General features: G+C 65.2%; 17 protein-coding genes. 6 read left to right on the top strand and 11 right to left on the bottom strand.

What is annotated here, in order from left to right:
* Positions 1 to 25 precede the first annotated feature (25 nt).
* From CAG31_RS02820 to CAG31_RS02790, 7 genes are all read right to left on the bottom strand, one after another.
* Complete coding sequence (locus CAG31_RS02820; RefSeq protein WP_085577959.1) at positions 26 to 3679, bottom strand: transporter substrate-binding domain-containing protein; 3654 nt, start codon at positions 3677 to 3679, stop codon at positions 26 to 28.
* Positions 3680 to 3687: 8 nt separating this feature from the next.
* Positions 3688 to 4314, bottom strand: coding sequence for a response regulator transcription factor (locus CAG31_RS02815; protein WP_085577958.1), 627 nt, complete (start codon positions 4312 to 4314; stop codon positions 3688 to 3690).
* 343 nt (positions 4315 to 4657) lie between these two features.
* Complete coding sequence (locus tag CAG31_RS02810) at positions 4658 to 5986, bottom strand: deoxyguanosinetriphosphate triphosphohydrolase (RefSeq protein WP_085577957.1); 1329 nt, start codon at positions 5984 to 5986, stop codon at positions 4658 to 4660.
* Positions 5987 to 6054: 68 nt separating this feature from the next.
* A complete protein-coding gene (locus CAG31_RS02805) occupies positions 6055 to 7218 on the bottom strand; it encodes an EAL domain-containing protein (RefSeq protein WP_085577956.1) in 1164 nt (387 codons plus the stop codon).
* A gap of 121 nt (positions 7219 to 7339) precedes the next feature.
* A complete protein-coding gene (locus tag CAG31_RS02800) occupies positions 7340 to 7678 on the bottom strand; it encodes a hypothetical protein (RefSeq protein ID WP_085577955.1) in 339 nt (112 codons plus the stop codon).
* Positions 7675 to 8064: a phage holin family protein gene (locus CAG31_RS02795; protein ID WP_085577954.1), complete on the bottom strand. Its 390-nt coding sequence runs from the start codon at positions 8062 to 8064 to the stop codon at positions 7675 to 7677. The genes CAG31_RS02800 and CAG31_RS02795 overlap by 4 nt, the downstream gene beginning before the upstream one ends.
* A 2-nt stretch (positions 8065 to 8066) precedes the next feature.
* Positions 8067 to 8381, bottom strand: coding sequence for a YqjD family protein (locus tag CAG31_RS02790; RefSeq protein ID WP_085577953.1), 315 nt, complete (start codon positions 8379 to 8381; stop codon positions 8067 to 8069).
* A 304-nt stretch (positions 8382 to 8685) separates the two neighbouring features.
* Between CAG31_RS02790 and CAG31_RS02785 the strand changes: the two genes are divergently transcribed.
* Positions 8686 to 9894, top strand: a complete 1209-nt coding sequence (locus CAG31_RS02785) for an ammonium transporter (protein ID WP_085577952.1) — start codon at positions 8686 to 8688, stop codon at positions 9892 to 9894.
* Here the strand turns inward: CAG31_RS02785 and CAG31_RS02780 are convergent.
* Positions 9891 to 11603, bottom strand: coding sequence for a monovalent cation:proton antiporter-2 (CPA2) family protein (locus CAG31_RS02780; protein WP_085577951.1), 1713 nt, complete (start codon positions 11601 to 11603; stop codon positions 9891 to 9893). The two genes, CAG31_RS02785 and CAG31_RS02780, sit on opposite strands and share 4 nt — an antisense overlap.
* A gap of 201 nt (positions 11604 to 11804) precedes the next feature.
* On the opposite strand from CAG31_RS02780, the gene CAG31_RS02775 reads away from it, so the two are divergent.
* From CAG31_RS02775 to CAG31_RS02765, 3 genes are all read left to right on the top strand, one after another.
* Positions 11805 to 12041 (top strand): glutaredoxin family protein, encoded by a 237-nt coding sequence (locus CAG31_RS02775; protein WP_085577950.1) that lies wholly within the window; start codon positions 11805 to 11807, stop codon positions 12039 to 12041.
* A gap of 169 nt (positions 12042 to 12210) precedes the next feature.
* Complete coding sequence (locus CAG31_RS02770; protein ID WP_085577949.1) at positions 12211 to 12528, top strand: transcriptional regulator; 318 nt, start codon at positions 12211 to 12213, stop codon at positions 12526 to 12528.
* 80 nt (positions 12529 to 12608) lie between these two features.
* Positions 12609 to 13505, top strand: a complete 897-nt coding sequence (locus tag CAG31_RS02765; protein WP_085577948.1) for a pseudouridine synthase — start codon at positions 12609 to 12611, stop codon at positions 13503 to 13505.
* An 80-nt stretch (positions 13506 to 13585) separates the two neighbouring features.
* On the opposite strand, the gene CAG31_RS02760 is transcribed toward CAG31_RS02765, so the two are convergent.
* Together CAG31_RS02760 and mobA are read right to left on the bottom strand one after the other, a co-directional pair.
* The gene (locus tag CAG31_RS02760) at positions 13586 to 13807 is read right to left on the bottom strand and encodes a YgdI/YgdR family lipoprotein (RefSeq protein WP_085577947.1); all 222 of its coding nucleotides are present in this window, start codon (positions 13805 to 13807) and stop codon (positions 13586 to 13588) included.
* 78 nt (positions 13808 to 13885) lie between these two features.
* Positions 13886 to 14488, bottom strand: a complete 603-nt coding sequence (mobA, locus tag CAG31_RS02755; protein ID WP_085577946.1) for a molybdenum cofactor guanylyltransferase MobA — start codon at positions 14486 to 14488, stop codon at positions 13886 to 13888.
* Positions 14489 to 14566: 78 nt separating this feature from the next.
* On the opposite strand from mobA, the gene moaB reads away from it, so the two are divergent.
* The gene (moaB, locus tag CAG31_RS02750; protein WP_085577945.1) at positions 14567 to 15106 is read left to right on the top strand and encodes a molybdenum cofactor biosynthesis protein B; all 540 of its coding nucleotides are present in this window, start codon (positions 14567 to 14569) and stop codon (positions 15104 to 15106) included.
* Positions 15090 to 16316 (top strand): gephyrin-like molybdotransferase Glp, encoded by a 1227-nt coding sequence (gene glp, locus CAG31_RS02745; protein WP_085577944.1) that lies wholly within the window; start codon positions 15090 to 15092, stop codon positions 16314 to 16316. The genes moaB and glp overlap by 17 nt, the downstream gene beginning before the upstream one ends.
* 41 nt (positions 16317 to 16357) lie before the next feature.
* Here glp and CAG31_RS28385 read toward each other — a convergent pair whose 3' ends face one another.
* A complete protein-coding gene (locus CAG31_RS28385; RefSeq protein ID WP_170930300.1) occupies positions 16358 to 16678 on the bottom strand; it encodes a hypothetical protein in 321 nt (106 codons plus the stop codon).
* Positions 16679 to 16882 lie beyond the last annotated feature (204 nt).

Raw genomic sequence — 16882 nt, 5'->3', positions numbered from 1 at the left:
CACACTGCTCAGCGCTCAAGCATAGTTAAGGCTCGACCGTTCTGCCGTACGCGAGCCGGTCCAACTGCTGCTGCAGCGCCCGATCCAGTTCGAGCAGGGCAAGATCGCTGCGTCGGCAGCGAAGGCGGATCTCGGTGGCCGGCAATGCTTGCGCGCAGGCTTGCTCCAACGCCTCGCAGCAGTCGATCACGCAGCCGGCCTGGACGATGCGTGCGGCGCCCTTGATCTTGTGGGCGAGCACGGCCAGCGCTTCGCGGTCGGCGGCTTCGGCCAACGCCTGCATCTGCTCGCGATCCCGACGGTTGCTGTTGAGCAGTTCGGCGAGCAAGCGTCGCGTCTGGGACGGATTGCCGCCCGTCAACGGCTTGAGCCCTTGAAGGCTGAGCGCCGGCGCCGCGACCGCAGCAGGCGCGGCGGGCGCGATGCCGTCCACCCATTGGCTGAGGACGCTCAGGCTCAAGGGCTTGAACAGGCAATCGTCCATGCCCGCCTGCCGGCAGCGTTGCAGCTCTTCGGGCTGGGCGTTGGCGGTGAACCCCAGCACCTTGCAGGGCGGGCGCCGGGTCTGGCGCTCAAGCCGACGGATGGCCTGCGTCAGCTCGTAGCCGTTCATGATCGGCATGTTGCAGTCGGCGATCACCAGATCGAAGCGGCCGGCCTTCCAGACCTCCAGGGCGCTGCGGCCTTCCTCCGCGACGCTGTAGGCATGGCCGAGGAACTCCAGTTGCTGGCACATCAGCAGGCGGTTGGCGGGATGGTCATCCACCACCAGCACGTTCAGGGGCGCGCCGGCGCGCCGCACCGGTTCATCGCGGCGCTCGACGACGGGGCTGGCGGGGCGGGCTTCCAGCGGCAGGGAGACGCTGACCTGCGTGCCGACGCCGGGCTGGCTGTTCAACTGCAGCCGGCCTTCCATCATTTCGCACAGGCTGCGGCTGATCACCAGCCCCAGCCCGGCACCGCCGTGGCTCTGCAGGCCGTGGTCGGCCTGGGCGAACGGCGTGAACAGCCGCTGTTGGTCTTCGGCGCTGATGCCGACGCCGCTGTCCTGAACGGTCAATCGCATGATCGGCCGCTCGGACCCGTCGGCATCCGGCAGGTCGAGGGTGACCTGGATCTGCCCGGCGTCGGTGAACTTGATGGCGTTGCTGATCAGGTTGGACAGAATCTGCTTGAAGCGCAGCGGGTCCAGGTACACATCCGCCGCGAGTCCAGGCGGATTGACCGTCAGTTGCAGGGAGAGCTTCTTCTGGCGGGCCAGGCCGTCGAAGATCCTTGTCACCGAGCTGACCGTCTCCACCAGGCCGACCCATTCGGGGCTCAGGCTCAAGCGCCCGGACTCGATCCGGGCGATGTCGAGGATGTCGCCGATCAGGCCCAGCAGATCCCGGGCCGAGCGGTAGGCCGTCTCGATGGACGAGCGGTCAGGGTGATGCGCGTCCAGGCGTTCGAGCGTCAGTTCGAGCATGCCGATCACCGCGTTCATCGGGGTGCGGATCTCGTGGCTCATGGTCGCCAGAAAGGTGCTTTTGGCCCGGTTGGCGTTGTCGGCCTGTTCCTTGGCCGTGCGCAGTTCGTCCAGCAGGCGCCGGCGCTCGCTGATGTCGATCCAGCCGCCGATGATGCCCTGGACGTCGCCGCTGGAGTCGCGGTAGGGCAGGATCCAGTGGTAGATGGTCAGGCGCAGCCCGCCGATGTGCAGCGGACGGTCCTGGATCAGCGGCTTGCCTTGCGCCAGCACCCGGCGGTAGTCCGCCTGATAGGCCTGGGCCTCGAAGGCGTTGCCCTGGGCGCTGTGCATGACGCTTTTGCCGATCACGTCTTCGCGCCGGGCGTTGAAGGCCTTGAGGTAGCTGTCGTTGCAGCTTTGCAGCAACCCGTTGCGGTCGCGCACATAGATCGGATGGGGAGTGCCGTCGACCAGCGAGCGCATGAACTCGTATTGGTCGTTGAGGGCCCGTTCGGCGGCCTGGCGCTGTTTGATCTGGCGTCGCATGTAGGCATTCCAGGCCAGCGACAGCAGCAGGAGCAGGCAGGCGCCGGTCGCCACCTGGTAGAACAGGCGCCGGTAGTCGCGCCATGCGCCCTGGGAGGCTTCCGAATAGCCGCGCCAGCGGCTGTTGATGATGCCGAGTTCCTCGGGCGAGATGCTCAGCAGCGCCTTGTCGAGGATCGCCACCAGTTCCGGGTTGGCGTGGGTGGTGGCCAGGGAGAACGCGGCCTGGCGCGTACCGAGGGTCGTGGTGATCTGCAGCCGGTGCTCGAAGATCCGCGACGAGATGAAGTAGTTGGCGATCACCAGCGAGGTCACCGCGCCGTCGACCTGCCCGCCGGCCAGCATCGCCACGGCGCTGAAGGTGTCCGGCGTCTCGACCAGGTCGATGCGCGGAAACTCGCGGCGCAGGTAGTCGATCATCGGGTTGCCCTGGGCGATCGCCACCGACCGGCCTTTCAGTTGCCCCGGGTGGGTGGGGCTGTCGGCGGCCTTGCGGGTCAGCAGGACGTGGGAGTTCTCCAGGTACGGGCGGCTGAAGCTCAGGTGCCGTTCGCGTTTGGCGCTGGGCAGCAGCGCGGCGATCAGGTCGGCCTGATCGTTTTCGAGCTGCCCGATCATGTCGCTGTCGCTGCGGCCGCGGCGGATGTCGAAGCGCAGGCCGGTGCGCAGGCGGATGAGTTCGAGCAGGTCGGCGGAGATCCCGCGCAGGTTGCCGTCGCTGTCGAAGAACGTCAGCGGGGCAAAGGCTTCGTTGACCACCACGCGCACCACCGGGTGGCGCTTGAGCCAGTCCTCTTCGCGGCGGGTCAGTTGCAGTTTGCGGTCGGTCAGCAGGATGTCGCTGCCGGCGCTCCAGCGTTTGGCGATGTTCGTCCGTTCGCTGCCGGGCACGCCCTTGAGCACCGTATCGACGATGCTCAGCAACTGTGGGTTGTCACGGTGGACGGCAAAGCTGAACCCATGGGCTTCGTGCTTGCCGAAGTTGGCCATGCGGATGTTGTTCAGGTAGCCCTTGTTGATCATGTAATGGGTGGAGACCGTGTCGCCGAGGAACACGTCGGCCTGATCGAACGCCACGGCGTTGAGAGCGTTCTGGTACGACGGGTAGACCGTGAGGACGGCCTTGGGGTAGAGCGCCTTGACTTCGTCGAGCGGCAGGTAGTGATAGACCATGCTCAGCCGCAGCCCGGCGAGGCCTTCGGTCAGCGATCGGGTTTCGCCCTCGCGGGTGACCAGCACCGGCTGGTCGATGGCGTAGGGTGTGGAGAGCACCACGTCGGGGTTGGCGGCTTCGAAGCCGTTGGCGGTGCCCAGCAGGTCGACCTCGCCGTCGACCAGGGCCTGCACCGCCTCATCCCGCGAGGCGTAATGACGGATGCGCACCGGCAGGCCGGTCGCCTGGCCCAGCAGACCTGCGTAGTCGGCGGTGAGCCCTTCGTAGTCGCGGCCGCTGGAGGTCATGTCGAACGGCGGGTAGTCCGGGGCGGAAGTGCCCAGAACCAGGGCCTTGCGGGTCTGCAGCCACTGCCGTTGCATGGCGTCCAGGGTGATCGGCGGCGCCATGTGCGTCGCGCGGCTGAGCAGGACGTAGTGCGGCGGGGAGGCAAACGCGACGAACGCGAGCACGGCCAGGCACAGGCCTGCGCACCAGGTCGTCAGTGTGAGCAGGAGTCGGCTGGGCATGCGGGCTCTCACACTAATGCGTTGCGTTTGGCCATTTCGATAAGTTCCACCAGAGACCGGGCCTTCAGTTTTTGCATCAGGCGCTTTTTATAGGTGCTGACGGTCTTGTTGCTCAGAAACATGCCCTTGGCGATTTCCTTGTTTGTCCGGCCTTGGGCAAACAACTGCAATACCATCAGTTCGCGGTCGTTGACGGACTTGAACAGTTCCAGTTCGGCATAACGGACATCGTCATTGCGCACGGGATTCAATGCTTGGCTGGGAAAGTAGTTGTAACCGGACAGCACCGCTTTGATCGCACTCACCAGTTCGCTCAGGTCTTCCTGTTTGCAGACATAGCCCGAGGCCCCCGACTGCATGCAACGGATGCCGAAGAGGGTCGGGCATTGGGCCGTCAGCACCAGTGTCTTGAGGGGCGACCCCATGGCGTTGAAGCGTGCGAGGACTTCCAGCCCGTCCAGCTTGGGAATGCTGATGTCGAGAATGATCAGGTCGGGCATGCACTCCCGCACCATCTGCATGGCGTCGACCCCGTTATCGGTTTCACCGACGACTTTGTAGCCTTCATGTTCCAGCAACATGCGAACGGCAAGACGGATGACCGGGTGATCGTCGACAATAAAAACGGAGTTCATATTCAAGTCCCATGCAAGCACGAATAAAGCGCGCACATTAGCTCAGATGAATAAGCGCCCGCAGGGACTGACTTGGCTCTAACGGCAATATAGGAATGTTCCTACATTTAAAAGGGAATGCGACTACTGTTGGGCTGGGTGTGGAGTAAGGAAGAGTAAATCGCCCTTCACTGTTTACTCTAAGTGTTAACGGTCTGCGTCCATTTGTTTTCCCCGATCCAGAGGGCACGGATCGGGCCGGGGCGGCGGTGGGGGCGGTTGTTTAATGTCCTTCACCTCCCGGCAAACCGGCCAGGGTGCCGGGCGCCTGAACGGTCGGCGGGGCGACCGTTCAGGCGTCCGGTCAATGGCTGGAGCGACCGGTCATCTCCAGCGCCATGTCGCTGGCGTAGCTGTCGGTCATGCCGGCGATGAAGTCGATCATGCGCAGGAACGAGGTGTGCAGCGGGCCGCGCGGATCCGGCGCGTTGTTGCCCAGCAGGTCGAGGATGCGCCGGCTCTTGAAGGACGGGGTGCGGCCGTTGTGCTGTTCCAGCGCGGCCCCGCAGAACGCGTTGAGCAGAATCTCCAGCGTCGTGTAGGCGCCGATCTCGTGCAGGGTCTTGCGCTTGTCCTGAAAGATCTTCTTGCGGGCGATGTCCTTGGCGTTCAGCACGCAGCGTTTGGCCGGGCCGTGCATGTGCTCCACCAGATCGCCGTGCAGGGTGCCGGCGAGCAGGGCGTCCTGCTGTTCGACGAAGGCCCGGGCCGCGGCGTTGGTCAGGTGTTCGATGGCCTTGCCGCGCAGGATCGCCAGCTTGCGCCGCCGCGAATCCTGGGGGCCGAGCAGGCGATAGGTTTCCGGCAGGTCGTCGCCCACCAGGCCCAGCAGCAGGGACTCGACTTCGGCGTAGTCCAGCAAGTCCATCTCCAGGCCGTCTTCCAGATCGATCAGCGCATAGCAGATGTCGTCCGCCGCCTCCATCAGGTACACCAGCGGGTGGCGGGCCCAGCGCTGTTCCTCGAGCTGCGGCAGGCCGAGCTTGTGGGCGATCTGCTCCAGCAGGGGCAGTTCGCTCTGGTAGCAGCCGAACTTGTGCTTCTTGTAGCCCAGGGAGTCCGCGTGCCGGGCGGTCCACGGGTACTTCAGGTAAGTGCCGAGGGTGGCGTAGGTCAGTCGGGTGCCGCCGTCGAACTGGTGATATTCCAACTGCGTCAACACGCGGAAACCCTGGGCGTTGCCTTCGAAGTTGAGGAAGTCACCCCGTTCGGCCTCGCTCATCGCATCCAGCCAGCCGCGTCCGGCGGCCTGCTGGAACCAGTGGCGGATGGCGTCTTCGCCGGAGTGGCCGAACGGCGGGTTGCCGATGTCATGGGCCAGGCAAGCCGACTGCACCACCATGCCCAGGTCGCTCGGTTCGCACCATTCGGGCAGGACGCCGCGCAGGGTTTCGCCCACGCGCATGCCCAGCGAGCGCCCGACGCAGCTGACTTCCAGCGAATGGGTCAGGCGCGTGTGGATGTGGTCGTTGCTCGACACCGGGTGCACCTGCGTCTTGCGCCCCAGGCGGCGGAAGGCGCCGGAGAAGATGATCCGGTCGTGATCCTTGTGGAACGGGCTGCGGCCCAGTTCCTGCGGGCTGTGCAGCGGTTTGCCGAGGCGTTCGCGGTTGAGCAGGGTGTGCCAATCCAAGGCGGGGGCTCTCCATCGGATGAGTGATGGCCTAGCTTCCCGGTTCGGGCTGGCCTGCGCAAGCCCGGCTAGAGTCCGGCAGCGTCTATGTCGATCAGCAGCAGGCGTTCGCCGTCGTCGAAGAACTGTCCGGCGGTGAGGCAGTACTGGTTGCTGGTGGCGTCGCGGTAGGTGTCGGACAGGATCAGGCGCCGCTCCTCCCGGCCCTCGGCCAGCAAATGATGGAAGTACGGTCGCCACGACCAGTTATGGCCCATGTAGCGGTCGTCGGCGGTCCAGGCGCCGTGGCGCCATTCCAGGTTCGGCGTCAGTTGCGTGCCTTGGCGATCGCACAGGTAGAACCGCAGCAGCCAGGCAAAGGCCTGCGGCTGCGGCAGGGCGCTGACCGGTGCGCCGGCCCCGGCCCAGGCTTGCAGGGCCGCCATCCATTCGGCCAGTTGCCGACGCAGCTCCATCAGCCGGCTGCGTTCGTCCAGCTTCTGGCGCACATAACGCTGACGCAGCGCCGCGAAGCGCTCGACGAAGGCATCCGTCTCGAAAAACGCTTCCTGCGCCCTGGCGAACAGGTAGCCCTGCACATAGCGCGAGCCGCACTCCAGCGCGTAGTTGAGCTGGGCCTCGGTCTCCACCCCTTCGGCGATGATCCGGCAACCGGTCTTCTCGGCCATCTGGGCCAGGGCCTTGACCACATCGCTGCTGGGCCCGCCGAGCGCGGCGGCCTGGAACAGGCGCATGTCGAGCTTGAGGATGTCCGGCTGCAGGGCCAGCACCCGGTCGAGCTGCGAGTGGCCGGCGCCGAAATCGTCGATGGCGATGCGAGCCCCGGCGTCGCGGTAGCGTGCGACGACTTGCGCCAGGCGCTGGCTGTTGCCGCCCAGTTCCGTGATCTCGAAGACGATCCGCTGCGCATCGACGCCGTGCCGGGCCAGCTGCTTGAGGCTGGGCAAGGCTTGCTCAGGGCGCAGGCGACTGATCCAGCGCGGCGACATGTTCAGGCTCAGGAACCAGTCCGCCGGCGCTTCGTGCAGGCGGCTCAAGGCGTTGTCGCGGATCTGCCGGTCGAGGCGCCGCAGGGCGATGGCGGGGGTGCGCGGGTCGGAGAACAGCGGCCCGACCGAGGTCAACCGGCCATCGGCCTGACGCAGGCGCCCCAGTGCCTCGACGCCTGCGATGCGTCCGGTGGCGGTATCGATGAAAGGCTGAAAGCAGGCGAGCGGTTGCCCGTCGATCACGAGGCCTCCTTAGTTATTCTTGTTCGGGTTCGGATGCCCGCCGGGCAGGCGGGCAGGGCCGGAACTCCAGGCTGCGGAGTCCGGTCCCGGCGCCGTTGCAAGAATGCAGCCAGACAGCGGCTCAGCGCTTGTTGGCGTTCTGCATCACCAGCCGGATCAGCGGCCCGAGCGCGCTGCCCAGGCGGATCAGGCGGCTCAATCCACCGACGCCGCCGCCCTTGGCGCCTTTGCCGGTGAGGAAGCCGAGCAGCGTGACCGCGGCGATGCCCCAAAGCGGCGCATGCTTGATGCCGAAACCGTCCTGCAGGTTTTGCGTCATCCCGCGCATGCGCTGCAGCGGCTGCAGCACCTGGCCGGCTTCGTGGCGGATCTCCTGGCGATGCATTTCCATGCGCAGGCGGATCAGGGCCTTGCGCATTTCCTGGCGCGAGCTGTTGCGCGGAAGTTCAGGCAGGCTCATGGCAGCAGGCGCTCCCGATCGTTGGCCAGCTCTTCCAGGGTGCCGTGGAAGGGCGAGGATTCATCGAAGACGGCCGCCTTCAGGCGCAACGCGCAGAAGATCGCCGCCAGGGCATAGAACACGCACAGGCCGATGATCGCGGCCAGGCGATACGTGTCCCAGAGCACGATCAGCACCAGCGCCGACAGGCCGACCAACAGCAGCAGCGCGAACACCAGAGCCAGGCCGGCGAACAGCAGCAGGCTGACGGTGCGCGCCTTCTGCTCTTGCAGTTCGATGCCGAACAGTTCGACGTGACTGTGCAGCAGGCCAAGGAAGGCGGCGCCCAGGCGCCGCGTGGAAGAGCTTGTTCCCGTTGAGGACGGGCCCGATTCACCGATCGACATGATCAGCGCCGAGTGGCCAGCAGGCCAAGCAGGAAGCCGACGCCGGCGGCGATGCCCACCGATTGCCAAGGGTTGGCCGACACGTATTCCTCGGTGGCGGCGACCGCTGCCTGACCGCGTTCGCGCAGGCTGTCTTCGGTGAGTTTGAGGGTCTCCCGGGCACGCAGCAGGCTTTCGTGGATCTGGGCGCGCAGCTCGTCGGCCTGGTCGCCGGCGAGGGTCGCGGTGTGTTCGAGCAAGCGTTCGGTGTCGCTGACCAGGGTCTGGAAATCGTCCATCAGGATCTCTTGAGCAGTCTTTGCCTTGGTGCCGGCCATGGGGAATCTCCGTTAGTGGCGTTCTGAAGCGTTCGAGTATGGGCCTTGCGCGAAGGTTCAGCGCAATCGGCTGGTACAACTCTTGCTGTGTCGTGGTGCGCGATCCGGCCGCTGTGCGCTGTTGCCGGGCGCGGAGCCGGGAAAATCCCGGCCCGGATGATAACGGTTTGTGTCAGGACATCGGCCGGGTGCGCCAATGCGGTTCACGAACCTTGGGTTCGCGGATCCGCCGGGCGCAACTTGGTGCAAGAAATGCCCGCGTGAACCGCTTTGGTGCCATTTTCAGCCTTGGGTCTGCCTCCTCATGGAAAATCTGCAAAGCGCTGTGGACACGCTGGTTCACAGCTCCAACACGTTGTTCATTCTGATCGGCGCGGTCATGGTGCTGGCCATGCACGCAGGGTTCGCGTTTCTGGAGGTCGGTACGGTCCGCCAGAAGAACCAGGTCAACGCATTGTCGAAGATTCTCAGCGACTTCGCGGTCTCGACCCTGGCCTATTTCTTTATAGGCTATTGGATTTCCTACGGCGTGACGTTTCTGCAGCCGGCGGCGGTGCTCAGCGCCGACCACGGCTACGGGCTGGTCAAGTTCTTCTTCCTGCTGACGTTCGCGGCGGCCATTCCGGCGATCATATCCGGCGGCATCGCCGAGCGGGCGCGGTTCGTGCCGCAACTGTGCGCGACGGCGCTGATCACGGCGTTCATCTACCCGTTCTTCGAGGGCATGGTCTGGAACGGCAACTATGGCCTGCAGGCCTGGCTGGCCGCGACGTTCGGCGCAGGCTTCCATGACTTCGCCGGCTCCGTGGTGGTGCATGCCGTGGGCGGCTGGCTGGCGCTGGCGGCGGTGCTGTTGCTGGGCCCGCGCAACGGCCGCTACCGCGACGGCCGTCTGGTGGCGTTCGCGCCTTCGAGCATTCCGTTCCTGGCGTTGGGGTCGTGGATCCTGATCGTCGGCTGGTTCGGCTTCAACGTGATGAGCGCGCAGACCCTGCAAGGCGTCAGCGGGCTGGTGGCGGTCAACTCGCTGATGGCGATGGTCGGCGGCACGGTGGCGGCGCTGATCGTCGGACGCAACGACCCGGGCTTCCTGCACAACGGCCCCTTGGCCGGGCTGGTGGCGGTGTGCGCCGGTTCCGATCTGATGCACCCGGTCGGCGCCCTGGCGACCGGGGCGATCGCCGGCGCCTTGTTCGTGTGGTGCTTCACCGCCGCCCAGGTCAAATGGCGGATCGATGACGTGCTCGGCGTCTGGCCCCTGCACGGACTGTGCGGCGTGTGGGGCGGGGTGGCCTGCGGGATTTTCGGCCAGACCGCCTTGGGCGGGCTCGGCGGCGTCAGCCTCGCCAGCCAGTTGATCGGCACGGCGCTGGGCGTGGTCGTGGCGCTGGCCGGCGGGTTCGCCGTCTATGGGGCGATCCGCGCGCTGCACGGCCTGCGCCTGACCCAAGAGCAGGAGTATTACGGCGCGGACCTGTCGCTGCACAAGATCGGTGCGGTCAGTCAGGACTAGGTCTCTTCGTCTTCGCTGCCGGGGTAGAACCCGTGCAGCAGGCGATAGCGGTCGATGCGCACCTGATCGACCTTCTCCTGCACCTTATGCGCAGGCAGGCCCAGCAGGATCAACGCGTGCGAGGCGAGCATCAGGCTCGACTCCAGCAGCTCCGGCACCACTTCGCTGGCGCCGGCGGCCTTCAGTTCCGCCCATTGGCTGTCGTCGCGGGTGCGCACCAGGATCGGTACCTTGGCGTTGAGGCGCCGGGCTTCCTTGAGCACCCGCAGCGCGACATCACTCTGGTCTACGGCGATCACCAGCAGCCGGGCGCGCAGCAGCCCGACGGCGGTCAGCAGGTCGCCGCGGGCGGAGTCGCCGTAATGCACGTCCCGTTCGGTGGCGGCGGCCTCTTGAACGCGCACCGGGTCGTTGTCCAGCGCGACGTAGGCTTGCCCGGCGTTGCGCATGAAACGGCCGATGGATTGGCCGACTCGCCCGTAGCCGCAAATCACCACATGCCGATCGAGCCCGGCGTTGAGGGCGCTGATTTCCTCGATCTGCGCGGTCTGGTTGGGTTTGCGGTGCAGGCGCGCGGCGATGCGCGGGGCGGCGCGCAGCAGCAGCGGTGTGAGCAGCATCGAGCAGAAGGTCGCGGCGAGCAGCAGGGCGCCGAGCCCTTCGGGCAGCAGGCTGTGCTGTTGCATCTGGGCCATCAGCGCAAAGCAGAACTCGCCGCCCTGGGCCAGCGCCAGGCCGCTGCGCCAGGCGGTTTCGCTGTCGCTGCCGCGCCATTTCACCAGCGCCGCCACCACTGCCCCCTTGATCAGCAGCAAACCCAACGTCAGGCCGACGATCGCCAGGCTGTGGCTGGCGAACAGTCGCAGATCGATGAGCATGCCGATGCTGACGAAAAACAGGCCCAGCAGGATGTCGCGGAACGGCCGGATGTCGGCCTCGATCTGGTGCCGGTAGTGGCTTTCGCCCAGCAGCATGCCGGCCAGGAACGCGCCCAGGGCGGGGGACAGGCCGAGCAAGTGAGTCAGCCATGCCGTCAACAGCACGATCACCAGCGCCAGCAACACGAACAGTTCGGCCGAGCGTGAGGCGGCCACCTCGTGGAACAGCCGCGGCAGCAGCCAGCGGCTGGCCAGCAGCAACCCGAAGAACAGCACAACGGTCTTGAGCAGCGTGAGCGGCAAGGCCCAGTACCAGGCTTGCCCGCCGCTTCCGGCGAACGCCGGCACCAGCGTCAGCAGCAACACCGCCACCACGTCCTGGAACAGCAGCACGCCCACCGCATTCTGGCCGTGGCTGCTGAACACTTCCCCCAGGCTGCCCAGCTCCTTGGTGACGATCGCCGTGGACGACAGCGACAGTCCGGCGCCCAGCAGCAAGGCCGGCAGCGCGTGCATGCCCAGCAACATCAGGACACCGCCCAGCAGCGCCGTGCTGAACAGCACTTGCTGGCTGCCCAGGCGAAACACCACGTTGCGCAGGGCGATCATCTTCGACAGGGAAAACTCAAGGCCCAGGGAAAACAGCAGGAACACCACGCCCAGCTCGGCCAAGTCCGGCAGGTGTTCGCTTTCGTTGACCCAGTCGAACGCCGTCGGGCCCACCATCAGCCCCACGCACAGGTAGCCCAGCACCGGTGGCAGGCGCAGGCGGCGGAACAGGGCAATCACCAGCAAGGATGAGGCAAGAATGATCAGCAGGTTGGCGAACACGAAACACTCCGGTCGGATGGGCAGGCCATGGAAGCGTAGAGGCAAAAAACATCGGAGCATCGGCTGAAACGCGTTTCGGCGCCGTGATCTGTGTCAGGGCATCGGCGGAAGGGGGCGATGTGCGGGCGCTGCCATCGGGGTGGCTCGACGGGTTTTCGGGGCGGGCCTAGAATGTCCGTTCAATTTTTGGGAAGAGCGCACATGCTTCCGGAATGTCAGCTGTTCGGCACCCTGGGGTGCCATCTGTGCGAGGTCGCCGAGTCCCTGCTGATGCCCTTCGTCGAGAACGGGCTGTTGGTCGAACTGGTGGACATCGCAGACGACGAGTCCTGGTTCGAGGCCTACAGCCTGCGGATTCCTGTCCTGCGCCGCACGGACACCGGGGCCGAACTGGGGTGGCCGTTCAGCGCCGATCAGGTGGTGGCGTTCCTGCGTTAGCCTTTGATTCCTGCCTGCCGTCACTTCCGCTTGTCGCGCTCGCCGACGCGTCCCTTGGCAATTTCCGTTTGCTTCTATACTGTATGCGCATACAGTAAATGAGCGGGTTCGCCATGCCATGTCCCTTTCGGGCAGACGGCAGGCGCACCGGACGTCAGAGGGATGAGCCGTGGTCAATGTCGAACAGTTGAAGAACAGCGTGAACCGGATGTCGGTTGACGTGGTGCGCGAGGCCGTCCTCGAACTGCGCCTGGACGGACTGGTCACGGAAGGCAAGACGCCGTTCAGCAAACTGCATTTCAATACGTGCTTCGCCGAGATCGAGGCCCTGTTCCAGCGGGCCGGCTACCACAGGCAACTGGACGTCGTCGGTTATCAGGGGTTGCTGTACGCCCTGTACGACCCGGGTCGCTGGGAGGCTGTCGACGTGTTGCGCTGGCTCAAGGAGTTCACCGAAGCGGCGGCCGCCGAACCTGCACCGGCCTGAGGCGGATTCCGGAATCGGCGCTAGGTTCGTTTCGTTCCCTGTTGGATAATGCGCGCCTGCATTGAGGGTTCGAGTTCCGTATGTCCACATCAACATTTTCCGCGGCCCGGCATCAGGCCAGCACCCTTCACCTGCCGCCCGGCGCCTGGCTGACGGTGCTCGACTGCCTGTGCGAACGCTTCGGCGCCATCAGCCGCGAGCAATGGCTGGATCGGATCGCCCGTGGTCGGGTGCTCGACGGCGAGGGCCGACCGATTTCGGTGGACTTGCCTTACAAGGAAGGGCTGCGGATCCACTACTTCCGCGAGGTGCCGGATGAGAAGCCGATTCCGGTGGAGGAGTCGATTCTTTACGCCGACGACCATCTGGTGGTGGTCGACAAGCCGCATTTCCTGCCGGTGATCCCGTCTGGCGGTTATGTCGAGCAGACGTTGCTGCGCCGCTTGATCCGGCGCCTGGACAATCCGCATCTGGTGCCGCTGCACCGCATCGACCGCCATACGGCGGGGCTGGTGATCTTTTCCGCCGACCCGCAGAGCCGTTCGGCGTACCAATCGCTGTTCCCGACCCGGCAGATCGAAAAGCGCTATGAAGCGATTGCGCCGGCCTTGCCCCAGTTGAGCTTTCCGCTGGTGCACAAGAGCCGTCTGGTCGATGGCGTGCCTTTCTTCCGCACCCAGGAGATCGAGGGCACCTGCAATTCGGAAACCCTCGTGCAGGTGCGGGAAAAGAACGGCGACCTGTGGCGCTACAGCCTCTTCCCGGTGACCGGCAAGAAGCATCAGTTGCGCGTGCACATGACGGCGCTGGGCGCGAGCATCTGCAACGATCCGTTCTATCCGCAGGTATCGGCCGACGCTGACGCCGAGGACGACTACGATAAGCCGCTCAAGCTGCTGGCCCAGGGGCTGCGGTTCATCGATCCGGTCACGGGGCAGGAGCGCGAGTTCGAAAGCCGCATCACGCTGCAGTGGTGACCGTTGCCGGGGATGTTTCCGGCAGGCATGAAAAAGCCCGCATGATGCGGGCTTTTTCGTATCCGGCGCGTGCTGAAGGTTTACAGCTCTTTGACGGTGCGCACTTGATCCTTGTTGATGCGGGTCTGCTTGCCATCCAGCTGTTCGAACTCGTAGAAGCCCGAATCCTTGTCGAATTTCGGCGAGTCGACGGCCTGGATCTCACGACCGTCATTCAGGGTGATCACGGTCGGCGAAGCGCAGCCGGCGAGCGTGGCCAGGCCCAGAGCGAGCATGAGAGTGGCGAGGGTCCGTTGAGTCATGTGTTTGTCTCCGAAGGGAAATTCTTTTGGTTACTGAGCTTGAGACGTATGCACGGCGTGCAAGTTCCTTGCTGGGTGTCAGTCTGACACAGTGTTATGTGCGCTTAACAGTTCGGGCGTGTTGAGATTGGCCAGCCGGGGATCGTTGTCCGGGCATTGCAGGGCAACGGCGCCCAGGTCGCGCATCACCCGGCCGGGGCTGCGCTCACCCGCGTCCCAGGCGGCCTCGAAGGCTGGCGAGAGGCGGGTGGGAATCACGCACAGCAGGGGTTCCCAGTGCCCGTCATGGCGCAACATTAAAGGTTTGTCAGAATCCAGGGCGGCGGCTTCGCGCATGCTGTGCAGCAACGCCGCATCGATGCCCGGCACATCGCAGGGCAGCACCAACAGGTGCGGGTGGCGCGCGGCCATCAGGCCCGCGCGGATCCCGGCCAACGGGCCGGGAAAGTCGGTTTCGTCGTCCGTCACCAATTGGTCGGCGAATGGCGCATAGCGTTCCCGGTTGCGGTTGCAGGAGATGATCAGGTCGTCCGTCAGCGGGCGCACCTTGCGGTGCAGGTGAGCGATCAGGGGCGCGCCCTGCCACTCCACCAGCCCCTTGTCCTGGCCGCCCATGCGTTGGCCGCGACCACCGGCCAGCAACAGGATGGAGCAGGGCGGCAACGGCGGGTTGGTGTTCATGGCGGCTCTCCGGTGGGGCAGAAAAAGGGGGCGCTGTGATATAACACCGGGCTGTTTCTCCCACAACTGGACGAGCCTATGAAAGCCAAGGCCGATGTACCTTTCGCACCGCTCAACATCGCGGTGCTGACTGTCAGCGATACCCGCACCCTGGAAACCGACACGTCAGGCCAGGTCTTCGTCGATCGGCTGACGGCGGCCGGCCATCGTCTGGCCGAGCGGGTGCTGCTCAAAGATGACCTGTACAAAATCCGCGCGCAAGTGGCCGGGTGGATCGCCGACGATGTCGTGCAGGTGGTGCTGATCACCGGGGGCACCGGCTTCACCGGTCGCGACAGCACCCCGGAGGCCGTCGCGTGTCTGCTCGACAAGCAGGTCGACGGGTTCGGCGAGCTGTTCCGTCAGATCTCGGTGGCGGACATCGGCACGTCCACTGTGCAGTCTCGGGCGCTGGCGGGCCTGGCCAACGGCACGCTGGTCTGCTGCCTGCCGGGGTCGACCAACGCGGTGCGCACCGGTTGGGACGGCATTCTCGCGGAGCAGCTGGATGCACGGCACCGCCCGTGCAACTTCGTGCCTCACCTGAAACAGGCGGTGCCTTGTGAATCCCGCGGGTAAGCCGGGCAAGACCGGCAGCCTGATGCCCGTGGAAACGGCGTTGGCGCGATTGCTGGACATGGCCGAAGCCGCACCGATCGTTGAGCGCGAGCATTTGCCGTTGGCGCAGGTGGAGGGGCGGGTGCTGGCCGCCGACCTGCTGTCGACGCTGGATCTGCCGCCCTGGCCCAACAGCGCCATGGACGGTTATGCCCTGAACCTGAGCGACTGGACAGGGCAGCCCCTGCCGGTCAGTCAGAAGGTGTTCGCGGGGCAGGCGCCGGCACCCTTGCAGCCCGGCACCTGTGCGCGGATCTTCACCGGGGCTCCCGTGCCGGCCGGTGCCGATTGCGTGGAGATGCAGGAAAACAGCGAGGTTCAGGCCGACGGGCGCGTGCGTTTCCTCGAACCCCTGGTGGCCGGGCAGAACATCCGGCCCCAAGGTCAGGAAACCACTGCCGGCGAGTTGATCCTCACGGCGGGAACCCGCCTCGGGCCGATTGAGCAGGGCCTCGCGGCGTCCTTGGGATGCGCCGGGCTGGATGTGGTGCGCAAGGTGCGTGTCGCCGTGCTGTCGACGGGGGACGAGTTGATCGAACCTGGCCAGCCTCTGGGGGCGGGGCAGATTTACAACAGCAATCGGGTGCTGCTGTGCGGTTGGCTGCAGCGCATGGGCTGCGAGGTGATCGATGCCGGCATTCTTCCGGACGACCTCGATGCCACCCGTGTACGTCTGGGGCAGTTGCAGGACGTCGACCTGATTCTGTCCACGGGCGGAGTCTCGGTGGGGGAGGCCGATTTCCTTGGGGTCGCCTTGAGGGAAGAGGGTGAGCTGGCGCTATGGAAACTGGCGATCAAACCTGGAAAACCGCTGACGTTCGGCCATTTCCGGGGCGTGCCGGTGATTGGCCTGCCCGGAAACCCGGCCTCGACGCTGGTGACGTTTGCCTTGCTGGCGCGACCCTACATCTTGCGGCGACAAGGCGTTCAGGATGTCACGCCCTTGAAGTTCCGGGTGCCTGCACGGTTTGACTGGCCTCAGGCCGGTAACCGCCGCGAGTATCTGCGTGGCCGCCTCGATCAGGGCGGCGCAATCATTTACCGCAACCAAAGCTCAGGCGTCCTGCGCAGTGCGGCGTGGGCCGATGGGCTGGTGGAAGTCATGGAGGGACGCACCCTGTCTGCGGGAGACGAAGTGTCCTTCATCCCCCTGAGCGAGCTGTTGGCCTGATCTTTCCGGGTGGGTGCGAAGCCGTCGGCAAGGCTTGGCACTCACCCGGACATTAAAGGGCTCAGCAGCGATACGAGCTGGTCGAACCGGCTGTTGGCCACCCATCCCAGCATCCCCAGCACAACCGCTGTCGCTCCCGCCGAATAGGCCAATCGGTACTTGATGGATTTGACGTCCTCACGGATCTCGTCCATATCCCGGCGGATGTACTTGAGGTGGGTTTCCAGTTCGACGACACGTGGTTCCATTTCGGCCTCTCCGGTTTTCCTGTCGTTGTTCTTGTGTTCGCTCTTTTGACCGGGGCGGTTCTCGGTGAGGGAGGGCACAGGGCTCAACGGCATTCTGGCTTCATGGCTCAACATGACAGCGCCCGCCTTCTGCCTGGTTGTCGCCTGGGCAACCGTTGAGGTCGCCCAACCCTTCAAGCGCCCATGAGGTGTCTACGCTCATTTCATGCACATCCTTGTGTTGTGGTCAGATTGTGATTGATACAGCCCGCACACGGTCTCCCATTGCCGGAATCAGGTCAATTGAGCCGATTCCTCAGGTTTTGTAAGAAAGATCTT

This window comes from Pseudomonas sp. R25(2017) (assembly GCF_002112565.1).
In the GTDB taxonomy this organism is placed as follows: Bacteria; Pseudomonadota; Gammaproteobacteria; order Pseudomonadales; family Pseudomonadaceae; genus Aquipseudomonas; species Aquipseudomonas ekonensis.
This window is presented reverse-complemented; position numbering and strand designations above follow the sequence as displayed.